Source organism: Microbulbifer sp. TYP-18, from assembly GCF_040932045.1.
Classification (GTDB): Bacteria; Pseudomonadota; Gammaproteobacteria; order Pseudomonadales; family Cellvibrionaceae; genus Microbulbifer.
This window is the reverse complement of sequence record NZ_JBFRBC010000002.1, coordinates 433,918-459,518: the sequence shown is the minus strand read 5'-3', so window position 1 is coordinate 459,518 and position 25,601 is coordinate 433,918. Positions and strand designations below refer to the sequence as shown.

15 protein-coding genes are annotated in these 25,601 nt (G+C 61.1%); 14 read left to right on the top strand and 1 reads right to left on the bottom strand.

The features are described 5' to 3' along the window. Nucleotides 1–95 precede the first annotated feature (95 nt). The 6 genes from pilG (at nucleotide 96) to ABVT36_RS04020 (ending at nucleotide 10,793) form a co-directional block, all read left to right on the top strand. Nucleotides 96–491 (top strand): twitching motility response regulator PilG, encoded by a 396-nt coding sequence (gene pilG, locus ABVT36_RS04045; RefSeq protein WP_067084389.1) that lies wholly within the window; start codon nucleotides 96–98, stop codon nucleotides 489–491. A gap of 476 nt (nucleotides 492–967) precedes the next feature. Next, nucleotides 968–1,330, top strand: coding sequence for a twitching motility response regulator PilH (gene pilH, locus ABVT36_RS04040; protein WP_367148859.1), 363 nt, complete (start codon nucleotides 968–970; stop codon nucleotides 1,328–1,330). A gap of 17 nt (nucleotides 1,331–1,347) precedes the next feature. Continuing rightward, on the top strand, nucleotides 1,348–1,890 hold the full coding sequence (locus ABVT36_RS04035) for a chemotaxis protein CheW (protein ID WP_367148858.1): 543 nt from the start codon (nucleotides 1,348–1,350) through the stop codon (nucleotides 1,888–1,890). Between the two features lie 150 nt (nucleotides 1,891–2,040). Next, complete coding sequence (locus ABVT36_RS04030; RefSeq protein WP_368455381.1) at nucleotides 2,041–4,179, top strand: methyl-accepting chemotaxis protein; 2,139 nt, start codon at nucleotides 2,041–2,043, stop codon at nucleotides 4,177–4,179. A 120-nt stretch (nucleotides 4,180–4,299) separates the two neighbouring features. Further along, a complete protein-coding gene (locus tag ABVT36_RS04025; protein ID WP_368455380.1) occupies nucleotides 4,300–10,281 on the top strand; it encodes an Hpt domain-containing protein in 5,982 nt (1,993 codons plus the stop codon). Between the two features lie 29 nt (nucleotides 10,282–10,310). Next, a complete protein-coding gene (locus ABVT36_RS04020; RefSeq protein ID WP_368455379.1) occupies nucleotides 10,311–10,793 on the top strand; it encodes a chemotaxis protein CheW in 483 nt (160 codons plus the stop codon). Nucleotides 10,794–10,823: 30 nt separating this feature from the next. Here ABVT36_RS04020 and ABVT36_RS04015 read toward each other — a convergent pair whose 3' ends face one another. Further along, complete coding sequence (locus ABVT36_RS04015) at nucleotides 10,824–13,475, bottom strand: penicillin-binding protein 1A (RefSeq protein WP_368455378.1); 2,652 nt, start codon at nucleotides 13,473–13,475, stop codon at nucleotides 10,824–10,826. Nucleotides 13,476–13,628: 153 nt separating this feature from the next. Here ABVT36_RS04015 and ABVT36_RS04010 point away from each other — a divergent pair, with 153 nt between their 5' ends. The 8 genes from ABVT36_RS04010 to gltB all read left to right on the top strand — a co-directional run bounded on the left by ABVT36_RS04010 (nucleotide 13,629) and on the right by gltB (nucleotide 25,593). Continuing rightward, a complete protein-coding gene (locus tag ABVT36_RS04010; RefSeq protein WP_367148853.1) occupies nucleotides 13,629–14,705 on the top strand; it encodes a pilus assembly protein PilM in 1,077 nt (358 codons plus the stop codon). A 2-nt stretch (nucleotides 14,706–14,707) separates the two neighbouring features. After that, entirely contained in the window at nucleotides 14,708–15,301 is a 594-nt protein-coding gene (locus ABVT36_RS04005) for a PilN domain-containing protein (RefSeq protein ID WP_367148852.1), read from the top strand. 11 nt (nucleotides 15,302–15,312) lie between these two features. Beyond that, entirely contained in the window at nucleotides 15,313–15,936 is a 624-nt protein-coding gene (locus ABVT36_RS04000) for a type 4a pilus biogenesis protein PilO (protein WP_368455377.1), read from the top strand. Beyond that, nucleotides 15,933–16,463: a pilus assembly protein PilP gene (locus ABVT36_RS03995; protein WP_367148850.1), complete on the top strand. Its 531-nt coding sequence runs from the start codon at nucleotides 15,933–15,935 to the stop codon at nucleotides 16,461–16,463. Before ABVT36_RS04000 ends, ABVT36_RS03995 begins: the two co-directional genes overlap by 4 nt. Then, nucleotides 16,463–18,679 carry a type IV pilus secretin PilQ gene (gene pilQ / locus ABVT36_RS03990; RefSeq protein WP_368455376.1) on the top strand — a complete coding sequence of 739 codons (2,217 nt, stop codon included), beginning with the start codon at nucleotides 16,463–16,465 and terminating at the stop codon, nucleotides 18,677–18,679. The genes ABVT36_RS03995 and pilQ overlap by 1 nt, the downstream gene beginning before the upstream one ends. Continuing rightward, the gene (gene aroK, locus ABVT36_RS03985) at nucleotides 18,679–19,206 is read left to right on the top strand and encodes a shikimate kinase AroK (RefSeq protein ID WP_368455449.1); all 528 of its coding nucleotides are present in this window, start codon (nucleotides 18,679–18,681) and stop codon (nucleotides 19,204–19,206) included. Before pilQ ends, aroK begins: the two co-directional genes overlap by 1 nt. 552 nt (nucleotides 19,207–19,758) lie before the next feature. Then, nucleotides 19,759–20,844 carry a 3-dehydroquinate synthase gene (gene aroB, locus ABVT36_RS03980; RefSeq protein ID WP_368455375.1) on the top strand — a complete coding sequence of 362 codons (1,086 nt, stop codon included), beginning with the start codon at nucleotides 19,759–19,761 and terminating at the stop codon, nucleotides 20,842–20,844. A 288-nt stretch (nucleotides 20,845–21,132) separates the two neighbouring features. Further along, entirely contained in the window at nucleotides 21,133–25,593 is a 4,461-nt protein-coding gene (gene gltB, locus ABVT36_RS03975; RefSeq protein ID WP_368455374.1) for a glutamate synthase large subunit, read from the top strand. The last annotated feature ends 8 nt before the right edge of the window (nucleotides 25,594–25,601 follow it).

Sequence of the window (25,601 nt, the reverse complement as noted above, 5' to 3'; positions counted from 1 at the left end):
CGGGGCGCCCATGCCCTGAACGCAAAGAAAAACGGCGCTTTTGGCAATTTCTGTAGCTGCGCCGGAAAAATTAAACAGGGGATTCGGAAAACACTATGGAGCTTAACTGGGAAAGCCTGACGGTGATGGTGATCGACGATAGCAAGACTATTCGTCGCACTGCGGAAACCCTGCTGCAAAAGGCAGGGTGCACCGTGGTAACGGCCACTGACGGGTTTGATGCGCTGGCCAAGATAGCCGACTCGCGTCCCGACATCATATTTGTCGATATTATGATGCCGCGGCTGGATGGTTATCAGACCTGCGCACTGATCAAAAACAACAGCGAGTTTCGCTCCACACCGGTGGTGATGCTCTCGAGTAAAGATGGCCTGTTTGACAAGGCGAAAGGGCGTGTCGTCGGGTGTGACCAATATTTAACCAAGCCATTCAGCAAAAGCGAGCTCCTGGGGGCAATTTCTGCACATGCCAAGCCCCACCATGCCGCTTAGGTCGGGCTTTTCCTTAGCGCCGGCATATGGCCGGCGACAGAGTTCTGATATGGCAGGTTTGGTTGATAGCTTTGCCGGTCGCCGCGAGGTCCGGCATTACATAAAAGGGTGTGACGGAAGCTTGGCAAAATAAAAAAGTGGCGCTGTGCGCTGGAATGACCGCAAGGCCGCCTAGCAGACAGCTGCCGGAAAGCAAATAATACTGATAGAGATTGTGGGGGCCGGGTTGTTCGGTGCCCGCCTTTGACCCCGGTGTCGCAATGAAAGCGCCGGGGTCACTGTGCGACACGGGGTTGTGCCGCCATAGGCCAGTGAGAGGCCGGGAAAATAAGCATGCCGTCACATTCGCGCCGGTTTTTGTGCGCAGATAAAGTGAGTCGGGCAGCCTGCTTTGCTGCAGGCGTAATTGCACCAAGCACCGCACCGCCGCGTTAGCCGCGCAGCAGTGTGGTTTTAAATCTGTCGCGGGGGAAAAAATGGCCCGAGTACTTATCGTTGACGACTCGCCAACGGAAACACACAAGCTAACCACTATTTTGGAAAAAAACGGCCATTCGGTGATTGCCGCCACCAGCGGTGACAGTGGCCTCGATGTCGCCCGTGAGCATCACCCGGACGTAATTCTGATGGATATCGTGATGCCCGGACTGAACGGATTTCAGGCCACCCGACAATTGAGCAAGGACGGGAGCACCAGTGGGATACCGATTATCATCGTGACCACAAAGGATCAGGATACGGACCGTGTCTGGGGTTTGCGCCAGGGCGCGCGCGCTTACCTGACCAAACCCGTTTGTGAGCGCGAGCTTCTTGGAACCATCGCGGAGGTGTTGGCGTAAGCCAGCTGCAAAATTCTGTGCAGTCAAAACTCCACCCCTATCTCGCGCTGGTGGATATTGCCAGGCGCGCCCAAAGCCGGACTGTTGACCTGCCCGGACGCCAGGAGATTAAACCCTTCTGGAACGGTATCGGCTTTTCGCTGCTGGGCCACAGGTTCGTGATCTCCATGGAAGACGTGGTGGAGTTGTTGGAGGTCCCGCAACACACTTTTGTGCCTGGGGCGCAGCCCTGGGTGGTAGGTGTGGCCAATGTCCGCGGACGCCTGCTGCCACTGATCGACCTTGCGGTTTTTTTTCGCGGCCAGCTGACTGCGCCACAGCAGAATCGCCGGGCTCTGGTTGTGGAGCGGGACAAGATGTACGCGGGACTGATCGTCGACGAATTGTACGGAATGCAACACCTTGCGCTCGACTATGCGGATCATGCACCGGAGGATTTGCCAGAGTCATTTGCCCCTATGGTCAACGGCCAGTTTCGGTTGCCCCAGGGGCGCTGGCTGGTGTTCGATATTCCATCGCTGTTACATGACGGCCAATTTATGGATGCAGCCGCCAGCTGAGGTGGAGGATATGGCATGCCAGACTATCCGGAGGTGTCCGTCGCCACCCATCCTGCGCGCGGACAAACGATAGCTGTGGGCAGTGCGAACAACTCTAATTTTGCTAGTGAAGAGAATTGGCCTGAGACACAGGCCCGCCAGGAGTAAACTATGAAAAGAGGCTCCCAGAGCTCACTGTCCGCACTGCGCAGCAACCCCGCCGCGCTATTTATGGGCCTGCTGGTGCTCGCCACTCTGGCGGGACTGATCGTCAGCATCTATCTGGTGCAGACCCAGGACGACAGGGACAAGGAATATCTGCAGCAGATTGCCGAACTGCGCGCCCTGTCCTATCAGGTGGTGTCCTATGCCCCCGCCGCTACCGCGGGAGACCAGGAGGCGTTTGTCGAACTGCAAACAGTGGTGCGGGAGATGACGTCTGCCTGGAGCAATCTACAGGGCGCAGACGCCGCCACCCGCCGGGCACTCGAAAAAGAGCTCGCCGAGTACGGCCAGGTATGGCAGCGGGTGCGGGATCAGGTGGAGACGATCCTCGGCAACAGGGAGTCCATTCTCTTTCTGAACGATGTCGCCGCGACGCTCAACGACTCACTGCCGGAACTGCAGGCGGAGCACAACAACATTGTTGAAATTCTGCTGGCCAACAATGCCCCCGCCAACCAGGTGGAGCAGGCGCAATTGCAGGTTTGGCGCGCAGAGCGGATCGGGCGGAACATCGACAGAATGCTGCAGGGTGGTGACGACGCCGAGGATGCGGCGGACCAGTTCAACACCGATGCGAGCCTGTTCGGTAAGGTGGTGGACGGTATGAGGGCCGGTGATCTGATGCTGGGTATCCCGCGCATTACCGATCAGGAAGCCCTGCAGTCACTGGACGAAATTGCCGAGCTGTTTGACATAGTGAGCTCCTCGGTACGGGAGATCTTCGAGTCCACCCCGGCGCTGTTCGCCACGCGCCAGGCAGTTGACGGTATTGTCGCGTCGTCACCGGAATTGCTGGAAGCCCTCAGCAGCCTCAACGACAGCATTGTCTCCCTTTCGGGTGAGCGGCAGCCGAACAACCAGACCATTGCGGCCATCGCCGGCGTCTTCGTACTCTTGATCTTCGGCATGATGATCGCCGCCTTCTCCGGTACCCGCCGCAGCCTGCGCACGGAATCCGAAACCAACGAGCGCAACCAGCAGGCGATCATGCAGCTGCTGGACGAACTGGCGGATCTCGCCGACGGTGACCTGACCACCAGCGCCACGGTGACCGAGGCCTTTACCGGCGCCATCGCGGACTCCATCAACTACACCATCGACCAGCTGCGTGTGCTGGTATCGCGGATCACCGGTGCGGCGCAGGAGGTATCCGGGCTGTCGCAGGAAACCCAGCAGACCGCCCTGCACTTGGCGGAGGCTTCGGAGCACCAGGCCCAGGAAATTGCCGGCGCCTCCGCCGCCGTGAACGATATGGCGGTAACCATTGACCAGGTATCCGCCAACGCCGCCGAGTCGGCCCAGGTGGCCGAGCGCTCGGTACAGATCGCGAGCAACGGCGCCAAGGTGGTGCAAAACACCATCAAGGGCATGGATAACATCCGCGAACAGATCCAGGATACCTCCAAGCGGATCAAGCGACTGGGTGAATCCTCCCAGGAGATCGGCGATATCGTAAGCCTGATCAACGACATTGCGGACCAGACCAATATCCTGGCACTTAACGCTGCCATCCAGGCATCCATGGCCGGGGATGCGGGTCGGGGCTTCGCCGTGGTGGCGGACGAGGTCCAGCGCCTCGCGGAGCGCTCTGCCGCGGCGACCAAACAGATTGAGGCGCTGGTAAAAGCGATTCAGAGCGATACCAACGAAGCGGTAATCTCGATGGAACAGACCACCTCCGAGGTGGTGCGCGGTGCCCGCCTGGCCCAGGATGCCGGTGTGGCCCTGGAGCAGATCGAGAACGTATCCGGCAACCTGGCCACTCTGATCCAGAACATCTCCAACGCGGCGCGTCAGCAGGCGTCCTCGGCGGGCCACATTTCCAACACCATGAATGTGATCCAGGAGATCACCTCGCAGACCTCTGCCGGTACCCAGGCCACCGCCCAGTCGATCGGAAACCTGGCCACCACCGCCAATACGCTGCGGGACTCCGTCGCCGGTTTCAAGTTGCCGAGCGAGGAAAACCTGGGGGACGGTACGGAGATGTATGATGTAGCGCTGCCGGACATGGGTGAGGACGACTTCCCCTTGCTGGATGGCGGGGAGGCTGATGAAAACAACAGCGACCGGGCACTGGCCTGACAGGCCGCACTGGACTGCGACCGGGGTATAACGGGTGCCGACAGTTTTGACCCGCCGGCGGCCTCTGGGCAGGCTGGCTGGACTGCTCCGGCTAACCGACAGAATTATTGAGGGCTTGGCGTGAGTCACGACAATCCGAACTTCCAGGCCCTGGACTGGCTTGGAGACGAAATCAACGCGACCCTGGTGCAGGCGCGCCAACAACTGGAGGCATTTGCGTCTGATTCCTCTGCCGACCCACTGCCCCTGCAAAATTGTCTGGAGCTGATTCACCAGGTCCACGGCAGTCTGCATATGGCGGAGCTGGCCGGGGCCGCAATGCTGGCGGAGGAGATGGAGCAGCTGGTCCAGGCCCTGGCCAGCGGCGATGTGGAGAACTCGCAGGAGACGCAGGAATTCCTGATGCGCGCCCTGCTGGAACTGCCGCTCTACCTTGAGAAAGCAGTTTTTCAGCGGCGCGATACCCCCGTGCTCCTTCTACCCCTGCTGAACGACCTGCGCGCCGTGCGGCGCGAGCGCCTGATTACAGAGGGTGCACTCTTCTCACCGGATCTGTCCCCGCTGCAAATGGCAACCGGGGAGCATCCGGCACTCACAGCCGACAGCGCCAAGCTGACCGAATTGGTGGGCAAACTGCGCAAAATGTACCATGTGGCGGGCGCCGGACTGATCCGGGACGTCAATGGGGGCGAAAGCCTGGCGTATCTGGTCAAGGTGGCTGAAAAGATGTCGCTGCTGTACAGCGGCAGTATCCGCCGTCCCCTGTGGCAAATCCTGTTGGCGATCTTTGAAGCGATAGGGGAGCACCGCATCAACGTGATGCCGGCGTTGCGCCAGCTGTTGCGCCGTATCGATGTTGAATTCCGCCTGCTGCAGGGTCGGGGCGCTCGGGTTCTGGACGCCGGTCTGGACCGGGACCTGGTCCGCAACCTGCTGTTTTACGTATTCCTGGCCGGCCCCAACGGCCCCCGCTGCCAATCCATTTACGGGACTTTCGCCCTCGACCGCGCCGTGCCGGGTACCCCGCGACCCGATACCCAGGACGCACTGGCCATGGGCCCCGAAGCACTGGGCACGGTGATCGCTGCTCTGCGCGAGGAAGTGCAGACGGTACGCGACGCACTTGAGCCCAACAGCGGCACCGGCGAGACCCCACCGCTGGCGGCTACCGTCGCAGTTGCCAAGCGCCTTGCGGATACCCTGGGAGTCCTGGGGCTGGAGGACCAGCGCGCCCGGGCCCGCCGTGTCTACGAACCGGTGCGGGATGCCTCCCGCACTGCCGACAACCAGGATCTGCTGATGCGTGCGGCCGCGGAACTGGTGCAGCTGGATGCATCCCTCGGCGCGGTGCTGGCGAGAAAAGTACACGAGGAGCAGCCGCCGCTGATGGGCGATGCCACCGATACGGTGGTGCGCGAAGTGCGCGCGGAGCTGGAGACGGTCAAAGAGTCCATTGTCGAGTTCATTGCCAGTCACTGGGACCAGAGTTACCTGGCCCGTGTGCCCGGGCGATTACAGGAGGTGCTCGGCGGCCTGGAAATGGCCGGCTATGGTCGAGCGGCGAACATTGTGTCCGCCTGCCGCCGCTATATCTGCGAACAGCTGATGGCTTCGGCGGCAGAGCCCGAATGGAAAGTGCTGGACACCCTTGCCGACGCGATAGCCAGTGTCGATTACTACCTCGAACGCCGTGCTGAAGGGGCTGAGGAAGCCACCATGCTGCTGGCACTGGCGGAGGACAGCGTCGCCGCACTGGGGTTTGCAGTGGCGGAAGAAGTGGTGCCTGTGAACGCCGGGGCAGATGCAGAGATAAAACCACTGAGCAGCGGTGCGCAGAGCGCGGATTCCGGCGGGCAAACTCCCACCACAATTTTTGCTGAAGAAGTCGCCCCCGACGTTGATACGGCACCGGTGGCTGTTGCCGAGAGTGTTCAAACGGCGGACAGCGACGGAGCTGTTGCCGGTGATGACTTGTCCACAGAGGTCGGCGACCCCTACCAAGCGCCGGCTCTGCCCAGCGGGGCGCACCCCGCTGGGGAAGTGCCGCCGGCGGCGGTGCCCGAGGAGGACAGCGACAGCCTGATCGACGAGGAGATCCTGGCTATTTTCCTCGAGGAGGCCGGTGAGGTGTTGGATACCATCGGCGAATACTTTCCCCAATGGGCGTCGGACTTCACCAATCTGGAGGCATTGCGCGAGTTTCGCCGCGGCTTCCATACCCTCAAGGGCTCGGGCCGGATGGTCGAGGCGCTTGAGATTGGCGAGTTGGCCTGGGCGGTGGAGAATATGCTCAACCGCGTGCTCGACAAGACCGTCAAGCCCCACAAGGCCCAGGTGGAACTGATTGAGCTGGTGAGACAAAAGCTGCCATCGATGGTGGATGCCTTCCGTCAGGGTAGCGGTGATCCGGATCCGCGGCGAACCGCACAGCTGGAGGACTGGGCTGGCGGCCTCGCCCGTGGGGAAGTGCCGCCCGGCCTGCTGGTCGCCAGCGCTGAAGTTTCGGCGGTTGCGGCACCGGATTTGGACCCAGCCCCGGATGCCCTTGAGCTCGAATCGGTCCCACAGGGGGAAGTGGATGATGAGATGGGCCAGTTGTGGGAGATCTTTGCCCAGGAGGCGGAGACTCACCTGGCCACAGTGGCAGAATTCTTGAGGGAAATGCGCGCAGCGGCTCCCATTTACGGCGTGCCGTCGGACCCTCTGCACCGGGCCCTGCACACCCTGAAAGGGTCTGCGCACATGGCGGAAGTAACGCCGGTAGCGCAGATTATTGGACCGCTGGAGCGATTCGCCAAGGAGCTCCGCACCTATCAGGTCTCCATCGATGGGGATGTTTACGAGCTGATAAGCGATGGCGCCGACTATGTGCGCGAGGTGTTGGCGCAGATCCGGGCCGGAAATTCCCTGCTGGTCGAAAAGTCGGAGCAGTTCCTGGCGCGGGTGGCGGAATTACAGGAGCGGGCGGTGGGCCATTTGATTCGCGAGCGCGAGGCCAGTGAGCCCCGTGCGGTGGATCCCCAATTGCTGGCAGTGATCATGGCCGACGGTATGCGCGTACTCCTGGATGCCGACCAGATGCTGTCCCAGTGGCGCGCGCACCCCGGCGACACATCCATTTTGCATCCCGTCGTCGACGAGTTGCGGATTCTGCATCAGGCCGCGGAGCAAGCGCAGCTGCCGACGCTGGCGGAGCTGGCGCAACTGTTGTTACAGGTGTACTGCAAGGTTATCGACGGCCACCTGGAGGAGGAGCCGGCGCTGTGGGCCGCGCTGGAGCAGGGCCACAACGAACTGCTGGACCTGGTTGATGCGGTGGCTGCTGCGCAGGATTTGCCGCCAGTCAGCGTGGCGGTGGGAGAAGCGTTGCGCAACCTGGCCCAGGACCAGAGTGACTTGGGAGGTGAGGACGACTACGACTGGTCTGAACTGGGTATCGACGCGGATACATTGCCCCAGGCACCGGGTTTTGAGGCCGGGGACAGCCATAGGCAGACCGGCGAAGATGACCGGGACTGGGAAATCGAAACTGTGCCGGACCGGGCGGAATCCGGCCCCGCAGAGTCGCCCGCAACCGCTGCGGTGCCATTGACCCAAGCTTCTGAGGAACCTGTCGCCCCCGCCATTGAGGTGGACCCGGATGTGGTCGATGTGTTTATGGAGGAGGCCGGTGACCTAGTGGAGGAGCTGGAAGAGCTGATCCAGGGCTGGGAGCAGCTGCCTGCAGATGACGCTGTCAGAGAGGCGCTCAAGCGCGCATTGCACACCTTTAAAGGCGGTGCGCGTATGGCCGGCCTGATGGGTCTCGGCGAAGTGGCACACCGTTTCGAAAGTGTCATCGAGGGGATGCAGAGTGCGGCGGAGCCGCCGGCGGAATTTTTCACCGATGCCCACGCTATTTATGACTGCATCGCAGCCGGATTGGAAACGGTCCGCGCCTGGATGGCGGGAGAACAACTGGACGCTTTCAACCAGCTGCTCAGCACCGACTGGGCTGACGAGCAGCTGGCGCAGGATGCCGACCCCGAGGATTATGGGCTGGAATCAATCGCTCCGGAGCAGGTCGCCGATGAAGTGACAGTGCCGGTCACCGGTGGTGAGGCGCCGGGGCCTGAATCCGGGGCCGGACTGGACGAAATTCCCGCGCTTGTGCAATCCCCACAGGTGGGCGCAGAACCGGCGGGCAATGTGTTGCCGTTCGTGCGCAGGCAGGAGGGCCAGGACAGGCGGGAGGCTACCGCGCCCAGCCGCAGCCAGCCGCAGGAAATGGTGCGGGTGGCCGCAGAGCTGTTGGAGGAATTGGTCAACCTCGCCGGTGAGACATCCATTTCCCGCGGCCGGCTGGAAGAGCAAATGAGTGATTTCGGCCTGGCTCTGGAGGAAATGGATTCCACTTTGCTGCGCCTGAATGAACAGTTGCGCCGCCTGGACCTGGAGACCGAGGCGCAGGTTCTGTTCCGGCAGGAGCAGCTGGCGGAACACGACGATGAATTCGATCCGCTGGAGATGGACCGCTACTCCTCCATTCAACAGCTGTCGCGCTCACTGCTGGAATCCACTTCGGACCTGATGGAGCTGCGCACAACGCTGAACAACAAGGCGCGCGATACCGAGACGCTGCTGCTGCAGCAGTCCCGCGTTAACACCGAGCTCCAGGAGGGGCTGATGCGCAGCCGCATGGTGCCCTTCTCACGGCTGGTGCCCAGGCTGCGCCGTATCGTGCGGCAGGTGAGCGCGGAACTCGGCAAGCAGGTGGATCTGGTGTTCTCCAACGTGGAGGGGGAATTGGACCGCTCCATGCTGGAGCGTATGGTGGCGCCCCTTGAGCATATGCTGCGCAATGCGGTGGACCACGGCATCGAGTTGCTCGATGTGCGCGCGGGATCCGGCAAGCCGGAGCGCGGCCGCATCGATGTGGTGCTCAAGCGGGAAGGCAGTGAAGTGGTGATCACCATCGGCGACGATGGCGGTGGAATCAATCTGCACAAGGTGCGGCAAAAGGCGGTGGAAAAGGGCCTTATGCGCCCGGAAGCGGAGTTGTCCGACAACGAGATACTGCAATTTATCCTCCAGGCCGGTTTCAGTACCGCCGATCAGGTGACACAGATATCCGGGCGCGGAGTGGGTATGGATGTGGTCTCGGCCGAGATCAAGCAGATCGGCGGCTCCGTGAATATCAGCTCCAAGCAGTACATAGGCACCCAGTTTGTGGTGCGCCTGCCCTTTACGGTATCCGTCAACCGGGCGCTGATGGTGCGGGTGGGTGAGGACCTGTTCGCGCTGCCGCTGAACACCATCGAGGGGATAGTGCGCTTGAGTCCATTTGAGCTGGAGCACTATTACCGCTCGGAGGAGGCGCACTTTGACTATGCGGGCGAATCCTATAGCGTCAGTTATTTTGGCGCTCTGCTGAAATCCGGCGCCCAGCCAAAACTGGGCTTCACCGACATGCGGTTACCGGTATTGCTGGTGCGCTCGGAGGGCCACGCCATGGCACTGCAGGTGGATGCCATTATGGGCAGCCGCGAAATTGTGGTGAAAAGCCTGGGGCCGCAGTTTGCCAGCGTACAGGGGGTTTCGGGCGCGACGGTGATGGGCGATGGCACTGTGGTAGTCATTCTCGATGCCCACGCACTGCTGCGCCAGTGGGCGGTACAGCAGGCGCGCCCGCAGATGCCGGCAATCAGTTTGGAACCCCAGCCTGAGTCGGAACCGGACCAGCGCCAGCGGGAGATTATGGTGGTGGACGACTCGGTGACGGTGCGCAAGGTGACGTCCAGGTTCCTGGAGCGCGAAGGGTTTCTGGTCGCCACTGCCAAGGACGGCCAGGACGCTGTGTTTCAGTTGCAGGACCATATCCCCGACCTGATTCTATTGGATATCGAAATGCCCCGTATGGACGGCTTTGAGGTGGCGCGGCATATCCGCTCCAGCAGCCGGTTGAAGGATATTCCAATCATCATGATCACTTCGCGCACCGGGCAGAAGCATCGCGACCACGCCACATCCCTGGGGGTAAACCACTATCTCGGCAAGCCCTACCAGGAGGAAGTGCTGTTGGAGACGATTCGCGAATACATCGCCGAAGCGGCCACTGCGTAGACAAACACGAACAGCGGGAAAAAGTTGCAATGAGTGGAGTTGAGGCGCTGCCGGTGGACACGCCCCGGGAAGTGAGCAGCCTGTTGCTGCCCCTGCACGATGGCCAACTGCTGGTCCCGGTGGACACATTGGCGGAGGTGATTGGCGCTCAGACCCCGGTGTCCGCCTTCGATGCCCCCGCCTGGTATCTGGGTGAACTCACCTGGCGTGAACAACAGCTACCGCTAATTTCCTTCGAAGTGCTTCGCGGTGGCCCCCTGGCCGCAATGAACAGCAACGGCCGCGTTGCCGTGCTGAATACCGGCAGCGCACAGCAACAACTGCCCTTTATTGCACTCTGGCTGCGAGGCACGCCGAGACTGGTGCGGGTGACACCGGAGGAGCTGGCGCCCCGCGAGCAGGACTGTCAGCAGGGAGAGCTGATGCATGCGGCTCTGTCCGGGGAAGTGGTGGTGATTCCCGACCTGGCTGAGATAGAGCGCGCCTGCCTGGAATACCGCAGTCGGCAGTGACAGCAAACTCACTCGGTTAGTTAACCGGCCCTAGAACAGTTCCTCTGGTACGGATTCCTGCTCCTGCCCGTTAGGGGTTTCAGGGGGCTGTTGTCCGTCGGGGTAGGCCGGGCGATAAGAGCTGTAAGCACCCCTGCCGGGAACCCGGTCGCTGCGGAAAATCTCAAAGGTCCCACCGCCGGATGTGCGCCTGCCGGTACGGGGATCGATGCGCACTGTGACTATATCGTCCGGCTGTGCCAGGTGCCGTTCCGGTAGTCCCTTGAGTGCGGTTGACATAAAGTCGATCCAGATCGGCAGTGCCGCCGAGCCCCCGTATTCGTTCTTGCCCAATTCGCCGTTGGAATCGAAACCCACCCAAGTACTGGTGGCCAGGTAGGGGCTGTAGCCGGAGAACCAGGCGTCCCTCGGTCCGTTGGTGGTCCCTGTCTTGCCGGCGATATCGCCGCGCTTCATTACCAGCGCTTTTCTTCCGGTGCCCATCTTGATCACGTCCTTCAGCATCGAGTCCATGATGTAGCTGGTCGCCGGTGACATGGCGCGCGGCGCCTGGGGGCGGGCCTGCTCCGCCTCGACTGCGCCCGGGCTCTCTGTGCCCAGGCCGATGGGCTCTTCGCCGGGCTCGGAAGTATTTGCCGGGATACTAGTGTCGGCCAGGTCCAGTGGCTCCCGCTGCAGGGTTTCGCTGCCGGGCAGGGGGCAGTCGCGGCAGACTGTCAACGGCAGGGCCTGGTAGACTGGTTCGCCGTTTACATCGAGCACCCGCTCCAGAAGGTAGGGTTCCACCCGATAGCCACCGTTGGCGAAGGCGGCGTAGCCGCGGGCCATCTCCAGCGGGGTGAGTGCCGAACTGCCCAGGGCGATGGTGAGGTTGCGAGCGAGTTTGCTGCGCTCGAAACCAAAGTGCTCCACGTAGTCCAGGGCATTATCGATACCCAGTGCCTGCAGCAAGCGGATCGACACCATATTGCGTGAATTGTACAGGGCTACGCGCAGTCGGGTCGGGCCGCGGAAGTCGCCTTCACTGTTTTCCGGACGCCACACATCCTGCAAGCCGGCCTGTTCGAAAATAATCGGGGCATCGTTGATCACACTGGCGGCGGTATAGCCGCGTTCAATGGCGGCCGCGTATATGAAGGGCTTGAAGCTGGACCCGGGCTGTCGCGCTGCCTGGGTAACGCGGTTGAAGTGGCTCTGGTGGAAGTCGTAGCCACCCACCAGGGCGCGGATGGCGCCATTGTCCGGGTCCAGTGAAACCAGGGCCCCCTGGGCCGCCGGTACCTGTCCCAGATGCCATTCCTCCCGCGACAAGGGTTCAGCGGCCGCGACATCTGGTTCCGGGTCCGCAAAGGGATCCGGGCCCGAATCTGCGCCGTTGAGGCTGGTGCCGGGATCCGGCGCTGCGCCTTCCGCACTCGCGGAAGTGACTTCCACCCGTTTCAGCCTGATCAGGTCCCCCGGGGCAAAAATATCCTGTGCGGACTGAATGCGCGCACCGCGCGCATTCTCTGAAATATAGGGGCGGATATCGCTCAGGCCGTTCTCCCAGGGCACTTCAACCACCCGCCGGTCCCGCAGCTGGACCTGCAGGCTTCGCTCCGTCACCGCGGTCACCACCGCGGGTTCGAAGCCACCCAGCACCGGGATTTCGTGCAGCAGGTCGACCAACTGGTCGCTGTCCTGCAGCTGGGCGGGGTCCAGGCGCTCCTCCGGCCCCCGGTATCCGTGGCGGGCGTCATAGGTCTCGAGACCCCTTTGCAGTGCGTCGCGGGCGGCCCGCTGCAGCCTGCTGTCGACCGTAGTGATCACCTGGTAGCCGTCGGTATAGGCCTTGTCACCGAACAACTCAACCGCTTCCTTGCGGGCCATTTCGGCGATATAGGGGGCATCCAGGTCCAGGTCCCGGCCGTGGTACCTGGCGGTGACAGGTGCGGTGACGGAATTCTTGTAGTCGTCCTGATCTATGTAACCCAGCTCCAGCATGCGCTTGAGGATCCAGTTGCGCCGCACCAGGGCCCGGCTGGGATTCGCAATCGGGTTGTAAGTTGAGGGTGCCTTGGGCAGCCCGGCCATCATGGCCCACTGGGCCAGGCTCAACTGGTCGATGTTGCGGCCATAGTAAACCTGTGCTGCGGCCTGGAAACCGTAGGCGCGGTTACCGAGAAAGATTTTGTTGATATACAGCTCGAGGATGTCGTCCTTGCTGAGTTCCCGCTCTATCTGCAGGGAGAGCAGAATCTCGTTGAACTTGCGTACGAAGCGCTGTTCCCGGCTCAGAAAGAAGTTGCGAGCCACCTGCATGGTCAGGGTGCTGCCGCCGGACTGGATGGAACCTGTCTGCAGCAGTTGGGTGACCGCGCGCAGCAGGCCCTTGATGGAGACGCCGTTGTGGGCATAGAAGCCGGCGTCCTCGGCGGCGAGTATGGCTTTGATGAAGAGATCGGGGGTCTGCTGGATGGTGATGGGGCTGCGGCGCTTCTCACCAAACTCACCGATCAGCTCCATGTCCCGGGAGTAGACCCGCAGGGGCGTCTGCAGGCGCACATCGCGCAGACTCTCCACCGAGGGCAATCCCGGTTTGAGATAGAGAAAGATGCTGGCGAAGGCCATAGCGGCGGCGGCGGCCCCCGCTGCACTGAGCCACAACAGTGACAGCAGGCGGTTGCGGGTCTTAAAAGTCATGAACTAGCTACTGGCTGGTTAGGTGTCTAAAAACGGCTCAGATACTCAATTATACGAATATTGTGAGCCGATACCTATGCAAAAGGCGGTTGCTGCTGTAATTTAAAGTGCTATAACATGAAACTCTCATAACCTGCGGAAAAAATAAGAAAAATGGGAATACTCCCTTTTTTGAACAAAGGTCCAAAGGCCCTGCTGGGACTCGATATTAGCTCTACGGCGGTCAAATTACTGGAGCTGAGTCGCAACGGTGACAAATACCGGGTCGAGTGCTATGCGGTGGAGCCTCTGCCGGCCAACGCAGTGGTGGACAAAAATATCAACGATGTTGGCGCTACGGCCGAGGCGGTGCGCAAGGTGGTGCGCCGGGCCAAGACCAAGTTGCGCCAGGCTGCGGTGGCGGTCTCCGGTTCGGCGGTGATAACCAAGACCCTGGAGATGCCCGAAGACCTGTCCTCAGATGCTCTGGAGGCTCAGATCGCCCTGGAGGCCGATCAGTACATTCCCTATCCCCTGGATGAGGTCAATCTGGACTTCGAAGTGCAGGGGCCCTCGGACAAGGGTGAGGGGCAGGTGGAGGTCCTGCTGGCGGCCTGTCGCAGCGAGAATGTGGAGCAGCGCGTGTCCGCCCTGGGGGAAGCCGATTTACAGGCGGCGGTGGTGGATGTAGAGGCCTACGCAATTGAGCGCGCCTATACCCTGCTGGAGGGCCAGTTCCCTCCGCAGGAGCAGCTGGTGGTGGCAGTCGTGGATATCGGGGCCACCATGAGTGCCCTTTCGGTTCTCGTGGACGGCAAGACTGTCTACACCCGCGAGCAGCTATTCGGTGGCCGCCAACTCACCGATGAGATACAGCGCCGCTATGGACTCTCGGCGGAGGAGGCCGGCCTGGCCAAGCGTCAGGGCGGCAGTGGCCTGCCCGACGACTACCATGCCGAAGTGCTGGAACCCTTTCGCGATGCGGTGATTCAACAGGTTACCCGCTCCCTGCAGTTTTTTTACTCCTCCACCTCCTACAGCGATGTGGACTACATTCTGCTCGGCGGTGGTGTCGCGGCGATGGAGGGGCTGGTTGATCTGGTGGGTGAAAAACTCGGCAAGCCCACCATGGTGGCAGACCCGTTTCAGGGCATGGCGGTCGCCTCCCGGGTCAACCGCCTGGCGCTGGCCCGGGAGGCGCCCTCGATGATGATTGTGGCCGGGTTGGCGATGCGCGAGCGGGAGTTCTGATCATGGCGACCATTAATCTCCTACCCTGGCGCCAGGAATACCGCGCTCAAAAACAAAAGGAATTCCAGCAGGTCATGGTCCTGGTGATCATCGTCGCCGGCCTGTGCACTTTTTTGTGGATGAAGACCGTTGACGGTCGGATCGAAAATCAAAATGCACGCAACCAGCTACTTCAGCAAGAGATTTCCGCACTGGACAAACAGGTGCGGGAAATTAAGGACCTGAAGAAGCGCCGCCAGCAGTTGATCGACCGTATGCGGGTCATTCAGGCGCTGCAGGGAAACCGCCCCCTGGCGGTGCGCTACTTTGACGAAATGGTGCGCGCCGTGCCGGAGGGCCTGTGGCTCACAAACCTGCAGCGCACCGGCGACACGGTTCTGATAGCGGGCGTCGCCGAGTCCAATAACCGCGTATCCTCACTGATGCGCAACCTGGACCAGTCGGACTGGTTCGAGTCTCCAAACCTGACAGGTGTCACTGCGAAACCTGAGTTCGGTGAGCAGGCCAGCGCCTTTCAACTGACTGTGACGGTCACGGGGCGCAAGCAGGAAGAAGACCAGCAGCGGGCGGACGCGCCCCTTGCGGCGGCCGGATAGAGAGGCCTGACATGGCACTGGAAGATACGTTTAAAAAGCTGGGCGAACTCGATCTCAACGATATCGACTTTTCGCGTGTGGGCGTCTGGCCAATAGCCGGGCGCGTCGCACTGCTGACGCTGATCGCGGCGGTTCTGATCGGTGGGGGTTACTATGCGCTGATCGGAGACCGCTACCAGCATCTGGAGCTGGCAGTCACAAAGGAAGCTGAGCTTTTTTCCCAGTTTGAAAAAACGTCGTTTGAGGCGGCCAACCTGGATGCCTACCGGACGCAACTGGCGGAGATGGAGGAGACTTTCGGTGCGCTGCTGGAACAGCTGCCCAAAGATACCGAAGTGCCGGGACTGTTGGAGGATATCGACGATTTTGGCCGCGGCAGTGGCCTTACCATTCAGAAGATAGCACTGGAGGATGAGCAGGTGGGGGACTTCTATGTGGAGTTGCCCATTCGTATCGAGGTACAGGGCGGCTATCACGAGTTCGGTGCCTTCGTCAGTGGCATCGCCGGTATGCCGCGCATCGTCACCCTGCACGATTTCTCTATCGAAAACAGCAAGGACGGGGCGACGCTGCTGAATATGGTGATCAATGCCAAGACCTACCGTTATAAAGAGCAGGGAGACGAGGAGGGATGATGAAATACACTGCCCTTGCAATTGCCCTGTTGACACTGGCCGGCTGCAGCCAGCACAACAATCACGCGGACTTGCGCCAGCGCATGGCGGCGGTGAAGAACAAGCCCCGCGGCCAGATAGAGCCAATACCGACTTTTACCCCTTACAGCCCCTATGTATACGCTGCTGCGGCATTGCACAGCCCCTTTAGCCGCCCCATCCTCGAGGGCGACCAGGGCCCGAAGGGCCGCCGGCTGGAGGTTGCACCGGATACCAACCGCCAGCGGGAACTGCTGGAGAGCTTCAATTTCGACGCTCTGTCCATGGTCGGCACCCTTTCCTGGGGCGGTCAGATATGGGCGCTGGTGGATGATGGTGACGGCGGTATACACCGCATCACGGTAGGGAATTATCTGGGTAAAAACTACGGTCGCGTGATCAACGCGTCCCGCTCGCAACTCGATGTGCTGGAAGTTGTGCCGGATGGTACCGGGGGCTGGATTGAACGGCCGCGGGCCCTGACTTTGGAAGAGAAGGACAACCAATAATGATCAAACAGCAACTCGCCAAAGTGTTGGTTGCCGCCGGGGCAGTGTTGCTCAGCCTGGTGCTGCCGCCTGCGGTGTCCCAGGCGCAGGCCAATCAGCTCAATGATATCCAGTTCTCGGAACTGCCGGGGAGCCGGGCTCAGCTTCGGCTGACTTTCAGCGACATACCGCCGGAACCCACCGGCTACACCATTGAGCAACCGGCCCGTATCGTTCTGGACTTTGCCGGCGTGGAGAGCGCCCTGCCGCAGAAGAAATATGCCCTCGGCATAGGTGCGGCCCGCAGCGCTGTGGTGGTATCCGGCGAGGACCGCACCCGCCTGATCGTCAATCTGGATAAGTTGCCGGTGTATACCAGCGAGCGCCAGGGCAACCAGGTGGTGCTGGAGATAGGCGCGGATTCGGCCACCACCGCGTCGGTGGCCACAGCCCCGGTGACCACCCACAATCGCGACCAGGCACTGGACCTCGGGGGCCAGCAGCACTTTCGCGCCGCCAGCAACGTGGCCATCAGCAATGTGGATTTCCGCCGCGGCGAGGCCGGTGAGGGCAAGGTGATTATCAGCCTCTCCGATCCAGCGGTGAACATCGACGTGGAGCGCACCAAAGGTCGGATTCTGTTGACCTTTCTCGGCGCCGATCTGCCGGACACCCTGCGCCAGCGCCTCGATGTCACTGACTTCGCCACCCCGGTGCAATCGATCACCGTCGACTATGACGGCCGCAATACCGTCATTGCGGTAGACCCCGGCAAGGCCGACTACGACTACCTTGCCTATCAGGCTGATAACGAATATGTGTTGAGCGTCAAGCCGCTAACAGTGGCGCAGGTACGGGCGCAGGAAAAGGAATTCCAGTTTAGCGGCAAGAAGCTGTCGCTGAACTTCCAGGATATCGAAGTGCGCTCGGTGCTGCAGCTGATCGCCGACTTCACCGATCTCAACCTGGTTGCCAGTGACACCGTAGAGGGTCGTATCACCCTGCGGCTCGACGGGGTACCCTGGGACCAGGCTCTGGATCTGATTCTCAAGGCAAAGGGGTTGGACAAGCGTCAGGAAGGCAATGTCTTTATGGTTGCCCCGGCGGCGGAGATCGCCGAGCGTGAGCGCCAGGAATTGGAGACACGCCGTCAGTTGGAAGAACTCGCACCCCTGCGCACCGAGTATATTCAGGTCCGCTATGCGGATGCGCGGGAGTTGTTCAGCCTCTTCTCCGGCCAGCAGCAGGGAGGCGCTGGTGGCGGCCTCAATCAGGGTAACTTCGCCGGCGGCAGGGACGACGCAGATCAACGCAGCATCCTCTCCTCCCGGGGCAGCGCCATCGTCGACGAGCGCACAAACACGATTATTCTGACCGATACAGAAGAAAAGATTGTCCAGTTTAGGGAATTGATCGACGCCATCGATATCCCTATACGGCAGGTGATGATCGAAGCGCGAATAGTCAATGCCAATACCGACTTTACGCGGGAACTGGGGGTGCGCTGGCACTACACTGAGAACCATGACATCGACGACGGCAAAATCGGCATAGGCTCCGGCAGTCAGATAGCGGACATCCGCGATGCCGATGGGGCCGGCCCCGATGTGGATGCACCTCAGTCCTCCCACGACCCGCTGCTGGTCGATCTCGGTGTTGCGCAATCGGTGGGCAACATCGCCTATGCGATACTGAAGGACAACCTGTTTCTGGGGCTGGAACTGTCGGCTCTGGAAGACGTGGGCAAGGCGGAGATAGTGTCGCAGCCGCGGGTGGTGACCGGTGACAAACAGCAGGCCAATATCCAGTCCGGGGTGGAAATTCCCTACCTGGAGGCCACCTCTTCCGGTGCGGCGTCGGTGACTTTCCGTGAGGCGGTGCTGGAACTCAACGTTACCCCGCAAATAACCCCCGATAACAACATCATTATGGATCTGCAGATAGACCAGAACAGTGTGGGTGAGCTGTTTACCGACCTGGTGACCGGCAGCTCGATTCCCTCGATCAATGTCAACTCCCTGCAGACCAAGGTCCTGGTGCGCAATGGCGAGACCATAGTGCTGGGGGGCATTTTTGAGAGCCAGGTGATCGAGGGCGAGAGCAAGGTCCCATTGTTGGGGGATATTCCCTATCTGGGCCGTCTGTTCAAGCGAACCAACCGCAATGACGACCGCCGGGAGCTGCTGATGTTTATTACTCCGCGCATCGTCGAAGACGAACCTTATTTCTCCAAGTGATCAGCCGCTCCATCTTCCTTGTCGGCCCCATGGGGGCCGGCAAGTCCACCATCGGTAAATTACTGGCCACTCAGTTGCGCCTGCCGTTCGCCGACTCCGACCGAGTGCTGGAGGCGCGCACCGGTGCCGATATCCCATGGATTTTTGACGTGGAGGGCGAAGCCGGCTTCCGCCGCCGGGAGAGTGAAGTGTTGCGAGAGCTGTGCCAGGGCCCCACACAGGTTGTGGCGACCGGTGGCGGCATAGTTCTGGACGAGCAAAACCGTCGCCAGCTGCGCAGGCACGGACTGGTGATTTATCTGCAGGCGAGCGCCGACCAGCTCCTCAAACGCACCGCCAAGAATACCAATCGTCCCCTGCTCCAGGTTGCCGATCCACAACGGCGTATTGTGGAGTTGCTGAGCCAGCGGGATCCGCTGTACCGGGAGGTGGCGGACATTATTTGCGATACGGATCACTGCTCACCGCGCCAGGCGGTGGACCTGGTGATTGAGCGCCTGTCCCAGACGCCTACACCGGGCGATTGACGCCTTCCTCTCCGCGCCCTCTGTTATTAATCCGGCAGCTCAACTAGTCGCCGGATTAATGTGGTACAGGGATATGCCGTCGTCAGGAGCAGGCAGGCGCGAGCCCTTTCCCATAATTGCGCCGATTTTCAGGGGCGGCAATCCAATCGATACGGGATCACTTAGTGTGAAGAGGCCCTAGGGCCTCTTCACACTAACGGAGTTGGCCCTGTTGTGACAGAAAAGGTGCCAATCGAGGCAAGAGGAGCGCGGTTTGGTTGTTCCAAATGAGCGACGAGCAACGAAGAGTGGCGCCTTTTCCGGCACAACCCGAAGGGCTGCCCCTGGTTTCGCGCCCTGCGGCGTTAGAAATTGCTTATGTGGACCCACCACACTCCGCAATTCCTGCCTTGCAGGCCACAAAACCTGAAGCAGCAGGGCTATCTCAGTTAGTGTGAAGATGCCCTATTAAAAGCGCCGCTGGCGGTGCCCCAAACTGTGCTAGAGTGCTGCGCTTGCAGGCAGTTTCGAAAACCAGTGTTATCACCGCAGGTGATTCAACGGAGGACAGTGGTGCACCGTTTTAACGTCGAACTGGGAGACCGGGGCTATCCCATCGTGATCGGCCGCCAACTCCTCGGGGAACCGCAGCAACTGCAGCCTTATATCCTCGGCGATCAGGTACTGATAGTAACCAATGAAACCGTCGCCCCCCTGTATTTGGATACTTTGCGCAAAGGCTTGCGCGGTGTTAAACAGGTGGATCTGGTGGAGTTGGCGGACGGAGAGGCATTTAAGAATCTCGATACCCTCAACCGCATATTCGACACGCTTTTACAGCGGCGCCACAACCGCTCCACCACCCTGGTTGCCCTGGGTGGCGGTGTCGTGGGTGATATGACCGGATTCGCCGCGGCCTGTTATCAGCGCGGCGTCAACTTCGTGCAGGTCCCCACCACACTGCTGGCACAGGTGGACTCCTCGGTGGGAGGCAAGACCGGGGTCAACCACCCGCTGGGCAAAAATATGATCGGCGCCTTCTACCAACCCCAGCTGGTGCTGGCGGATATGGACACGCTGCAGACACTGCCTGAACGGGAACTGTCGGCGGGGCTCGCCGAGGTCATCAAATATGGTCTTATCTGTGACGCTCCTTTTTTTGCCTGGATAGAGGCGCATATAGAGGAATTGCTGCGCAGGGATACGCAGATACTCGCGCACGCTGTGCAGTTGTGCTGTCGCGCCAAGGCGACGGTGGTGGCGGAGGACGAGCGGGAGCAGGGCCGGCGTGCCATCCTGAATTTTGGTCACACCTTTGGCCACGCTATCGAGTCAGTCCAGGGCTATGGGCAGTGGCTGCACGGCGAGGCGGTCGCTGCGGGGATGGTGATGGCGGCTGAACTGTCCCGCCTGCAAGGGTATATAGATGCGGAACTGGTGGCTCGAATTCGCACCCTGCTACAGCGGGCCGGACTGCCCCAAGAGGCCCCCGAAGACATGGCCAGCGAGGATTTTTTTACCGCCATGGCGGTGGATAAAAAGGTGGTGGACGGTCGCCTGCGTCTGGTGCTGCTGCGGCGGTTGGGTGAAGCGGTGGTGGTGGACGATACACCGAGAGAGAGGATCGTCGAGGCCCTGGCAGTTTGCGGGGCGGGATGACCCGCTTTCCGCCTGTGGGTCGATTTTGAGGACTGGCTCACCAAATCCCACCCATTAAGCAGATAAATCTACTTATCAGGTCTGGAGCAGAATAAAAATCTGCATTTTCTTGCAATTGCAGGGTTGCCCCAGTAACATTGCGCGCCCCGGCGGAAAAACCGCAGGCATGAAACCACAATAACAAAAGCCCCTCAGCGGGCTTTTTTTGTCGGCGCGCCCCGCACACCGGCGCAGCACTATGGTCGACCGCGTTGGGCGGGTTCCGTAACGATAACGATGGGGAATTCTATGGGTAGCGGCCTCTATCGCTTGGATGAGTTTAAAGACAACTGTGGCTTTGGGCTGGTTGCCCATCTCAAAGGCGAGGTCAGCCACAAACTGCTGGAAACCGCGATCGAGTCTCTCACCTGTATGACCCACCGCGGCGGTATTGCCGCAGATGGAAAGACCGGGGATGGCTGTGGCCTTCTGCTACAGAAGCCTGATGGCTTCCTGCGCCGGGAAGCGCGTCGCCTGTGGGGCATCGAACTCACCCAGAACTATGCCGTCGGCGCCCTGATGCTGCCACTCGATGAGGCCGCTGCAGACCAGGCGCGGGCGATATTGCAAGGCGCGCTGGAGGCAGAGGGGCTCAGGGTCGCCGGCTGGCGGCCGGTACCTACCGACCCCGAATGCCTGGGGCCCATCGCCCGGGCATCCCTGCCCCGTTTCGAGCATCTGCTGGTCAATGATGCCGAACAGCCGCTGGGGGAGGTGCAGCTCAACGGGCGCCTGTTTGTCGCCCGCCGGCGCGCGGAGCAGCTGCTGGCCGAGGATCGGCTGGACGATGTGTATATCGCCAGCCTGTCGGCACAGGTGCTGGCCTACAAGGGGTTGATGATCCCCGCCGACCTGCCCAGGTTTTTTCCGGAACTCGCTGACCCCTATCTGGAAACCGCTATCTGCGTATTCCATCAGCGCTTCTCCACCAACACCATGCCGCGCTGGCCCCTGGCACAGCCCTTCCGCCTGCTGGCCCACAATGGCGAGATCAATACCATCACCGGCAATCGCAACTGGTCCGTGGCCCGCACGCCAAAATTCGCCAGCCGGCTGTTGCCGGAACTCGCCACACTGGCACCGCTGGTAAACCGCGAGGGTTCCGATTCATCAAGTCTCGACAACATGTTGGAAATGCTGGTGGCCGGTGGTATGGAACTGCATCGCGCGGTGCGCATGCTGGTGCCGCCGGCCTGGCAAAACGTCGAGAGCATGGATTCGGATCTGCGCGCTTTTTACGAGTATATTTCCATGCACATGGAGCCCTGGGACGGCCCCGCGGGCCTGGTGATGACTGATGGCCGCTACGCCGTCTGCACACTGGACCGCAATGGTCTGCGCCCGTCCCGCTGGGTGATCACCAGGGACGATGTGATTACCGTCGCCTCCGAAATCGGCACCTACGATTACCAACCGGAGGATGTGGTGGCCAAGGGCCGGTTGGGTCCGGGGCAGATGCTGTCGGTGGATACCCGCGAGGGCAAGTTGCTGCACACCGCCGACATCGACAACAAACTCAAGCAGGCGCAGCCCTACCGCCGCTGGCTGAAAAACAAGGCGCGCCGTATTCGCTCGACGCTGGTCACCGCACCGGTCGACAACAATTTTTCCCTCCAGCAGTTCAAGGTGTACCAGAAACTGTTCAGCTCCTCCCTGGAGGAACGGGATACAGTGGTGCGGCCCATGGCGGAGTCGGGCCAGGAAGCTGTGGGTTCCATGGGAGACGACACGCCCATGGCGGTACTGTCGCACCACAACCGGGCCCTGTACGACTATTTTCGCCAGCAGTTTGCCCAGGTGACCAATCCGCCCATCGACCCCCTCCGGGAAACGATTGTCATGTCGCTGGAGACCTGCCTGGGGCGGGAAAAGTCGGTCTTCGAAGAGACGCCGGAACACGCCGACCGAGTGATATTGTCGTCCCCCGTATTGTCCCATATGAAGTACACGGCGCTGCTGGATGTGGATCGGGTGGGCTTCGAGTCAAAAATCTTCGATCTGAATTATGATCCGCAGCGGGTCGACCTCAAGGCCGCGATAGAAACACTCTGCGCGGAAGTGGAGCGGGCGGTGCGGGAGGGTATTGTGCTGGTGGTGCTGTCCGATCGCGAGATAGCGGCGGGCAAACTGCCCATAGATGCTCTGCTAGCAACCGGTGCCGTACACCACCATTTGGTCTACGCCGGTCTGCGTTGCGACTCGAATATTCTGGTGGATACCGCCAGTGCCCGCGACGCCCACCAGCTGGCGTGCCTGGTGGGGGTGGGGGCAACGGCGGTACACCCCTATTTTTCCTACAGTATTATCAATCACCTGATCGATACCGGTGAACTGCTGCTGGATGCCGCCGAGGCGCAGAAAAACTACCGCAACGGCATCATCAAGGGCATGCTGAAAATCCTGTCCAAGATGGGTATTTCCACTGTCGCCTCCTATCGCGGTGCGCTGCTGTTCGAACTGGTGGGGCTCCACCGGGAAGTGGTGGACCTGTGTTTTCCCGGCGCCGCCAGCCGTGTCGCGGGGGCGGACTTTTCCGATCTGCAGGTCGATATGGCGGCCCGCGCAGAGAACGCCTGGAAGGCGCGCAAGCCGGTGTCGCCGGGCGGTCTGCACAAATTCGTTCACGGGCAGGAGTATCACGCCTTCAACCCGGACGTAGTCACGTCGCTGCAGCAGGCGGTGCAGCGGGGTGATTACTCTGCGTGGCGGGATTACGCCACCCTGGTCAACCGGCGGCCGGTGGCGACGCTGCGCGACTTGTTGGCGGTGCGGGAGGATATAGAGCCGATTCCCCTGGACGAGGTGGAGCCGGTGGAGAATATACTGCGCCGCTTTGACTCCGCCGCCATGTCCCTCGGTGCCTTGTCTCCGGAGGCGCACGAAGCACTGGCCCAGGCTATGAACCGCCTGGGTGGCCGCTCCAACAGTGGGGAGGGCGGCGAGGACCCGGCGCGCTTCGGTACCGACAAGGTATCGAAAATCAAACAGGTGGCCTCCGGCCGTTTCGGTGTGACCCCCCACTACCTGGTCAATGCAGAAGTTCTGCAAATCAAAATCGCCCAGGGCGCCAAGCCCGGGGAGGGCGGGCAGCTGCCCGGTGGCAAAGTCAACGACCTTATCGCGCGACTGCGCTATTCGGTGCCCGGCGTTACCCTGATTTCGCCGCCGCCGCACCACGACATCTATTCCATCGAAGATCTGGCACAGCTGATTTTTGATCTCAAACAGGTCAACCCGGAAGCACTGGTATCCGTGAAGCTGGTATCCCGTCCCGGTGTCGGCACTATTGCTGCGGGCGTGGCCAAGGCCTATGCCGACCTGATTACTATCTCCGGCTACGACGGCGGCACCGCCGCCAGTCCGATTACCTCTATCCGCTACGCCGGTTCCCCATGGGAGCTGGGTCTGGCGGAGACCCATCAGACGCTGCGCGCCAACGACCTGCGGGACAAGGTGCGGGTACAAACGGATGGTGGGCTGAAATCCGGTCTCGATGTGGTCAAGGCGGCAATACTGGGTGCGGAGAGTTTCGGCTTTGGTACGGCGCCCATGGTGGCGCTGGGCTGTAAGTACCTGCGCATCTGCCACCTCAACAATTGTGCCACCGGCGTGGCGACGCAGAACAAGGATTTACGCGACGAGCACTATATCGGTACCGTCGATATGGCCATGAACTTCTTCCGCTTCGTGGCCGCAGAGACCCGGGAGTGGATGGCCCGCCTGGGCGTGCGCACCCTGGAACAACTGGTGGGGCGCGTCGACCTTCTGCGAATTTTGGAGGGAGAGACCGGCAAGCAGCACAAACTCAATCTGACGCCACTGCTGCACACAGATTCACTGCTGGAGGGTAAGCCCCAGACCTGCCAGCTGCCGCGGAACAATCCCTGGGACCCGGGGGCACTGGCGGAGCGCATGGTGGCGGACATGCTGCCGGCCATCGAGAGCCTCTCCGGCGGCACCTTCAATTACCGCGTGACGAATTGTGACCGCTCCATCGGCGCGCGCCTGTCCGGTGAAATAGCCCGGCGCCACGGCAACCAGGGCATGGTGGATGCACCGCTGAAAATCCATCTGGAAGGAGTCGCCGGGCAGTCGTTTGGGGTCTGGAACGCCGGCGGCCTGGAAATGTATCTCGACGGCGACGCCAACGATTATGTGGGTAAGGGCATGGCGGGGGGCCGGCTGGTGATCCGCCCACCAGCGGGCAGCAGTTTCGAGTCACAGAACACCAGTATTGTCGGTAACACCTGTCTCTACGGCGCCACCGGCGGCAAGCTGTTCGCCGCCGGCCGTGCCGGAGAGCGCTTCGCCGTGCGCAATTCCGGTGCCTTTGCGGTAGTCGAGGGGGCCGGTGATCACTGTTGTGAGTATATGACCGGTGGCATGGTGGCGGTGTTGGGCCGAACCGGGGTTAATTTTGGTGCCGGCATGACCGGTGGTTTCGCCTATGTGCTGGATCTCGAGCGCAACTTCTTCGACAAATGCAACCACGAGCTGATCGAGTTGCGCCGCATCAACAGCGAGGCGCTTGAGCCCAACCAGAGTCACCTGCGCGAGGTCATCGAAGAGTATGTCGCCGCTACCGGGAGCAGCTGGGGAGAAGAGCTGCTGGACAACTTTGACGACTACCTCAGCCGTTTCTGGTTGGTGAAACCCAAGGCCGCAAGCCTGGCCGGGCTGCTGGCGGACGTGCGCAAGCGGGGCGAATAAGGGGACGA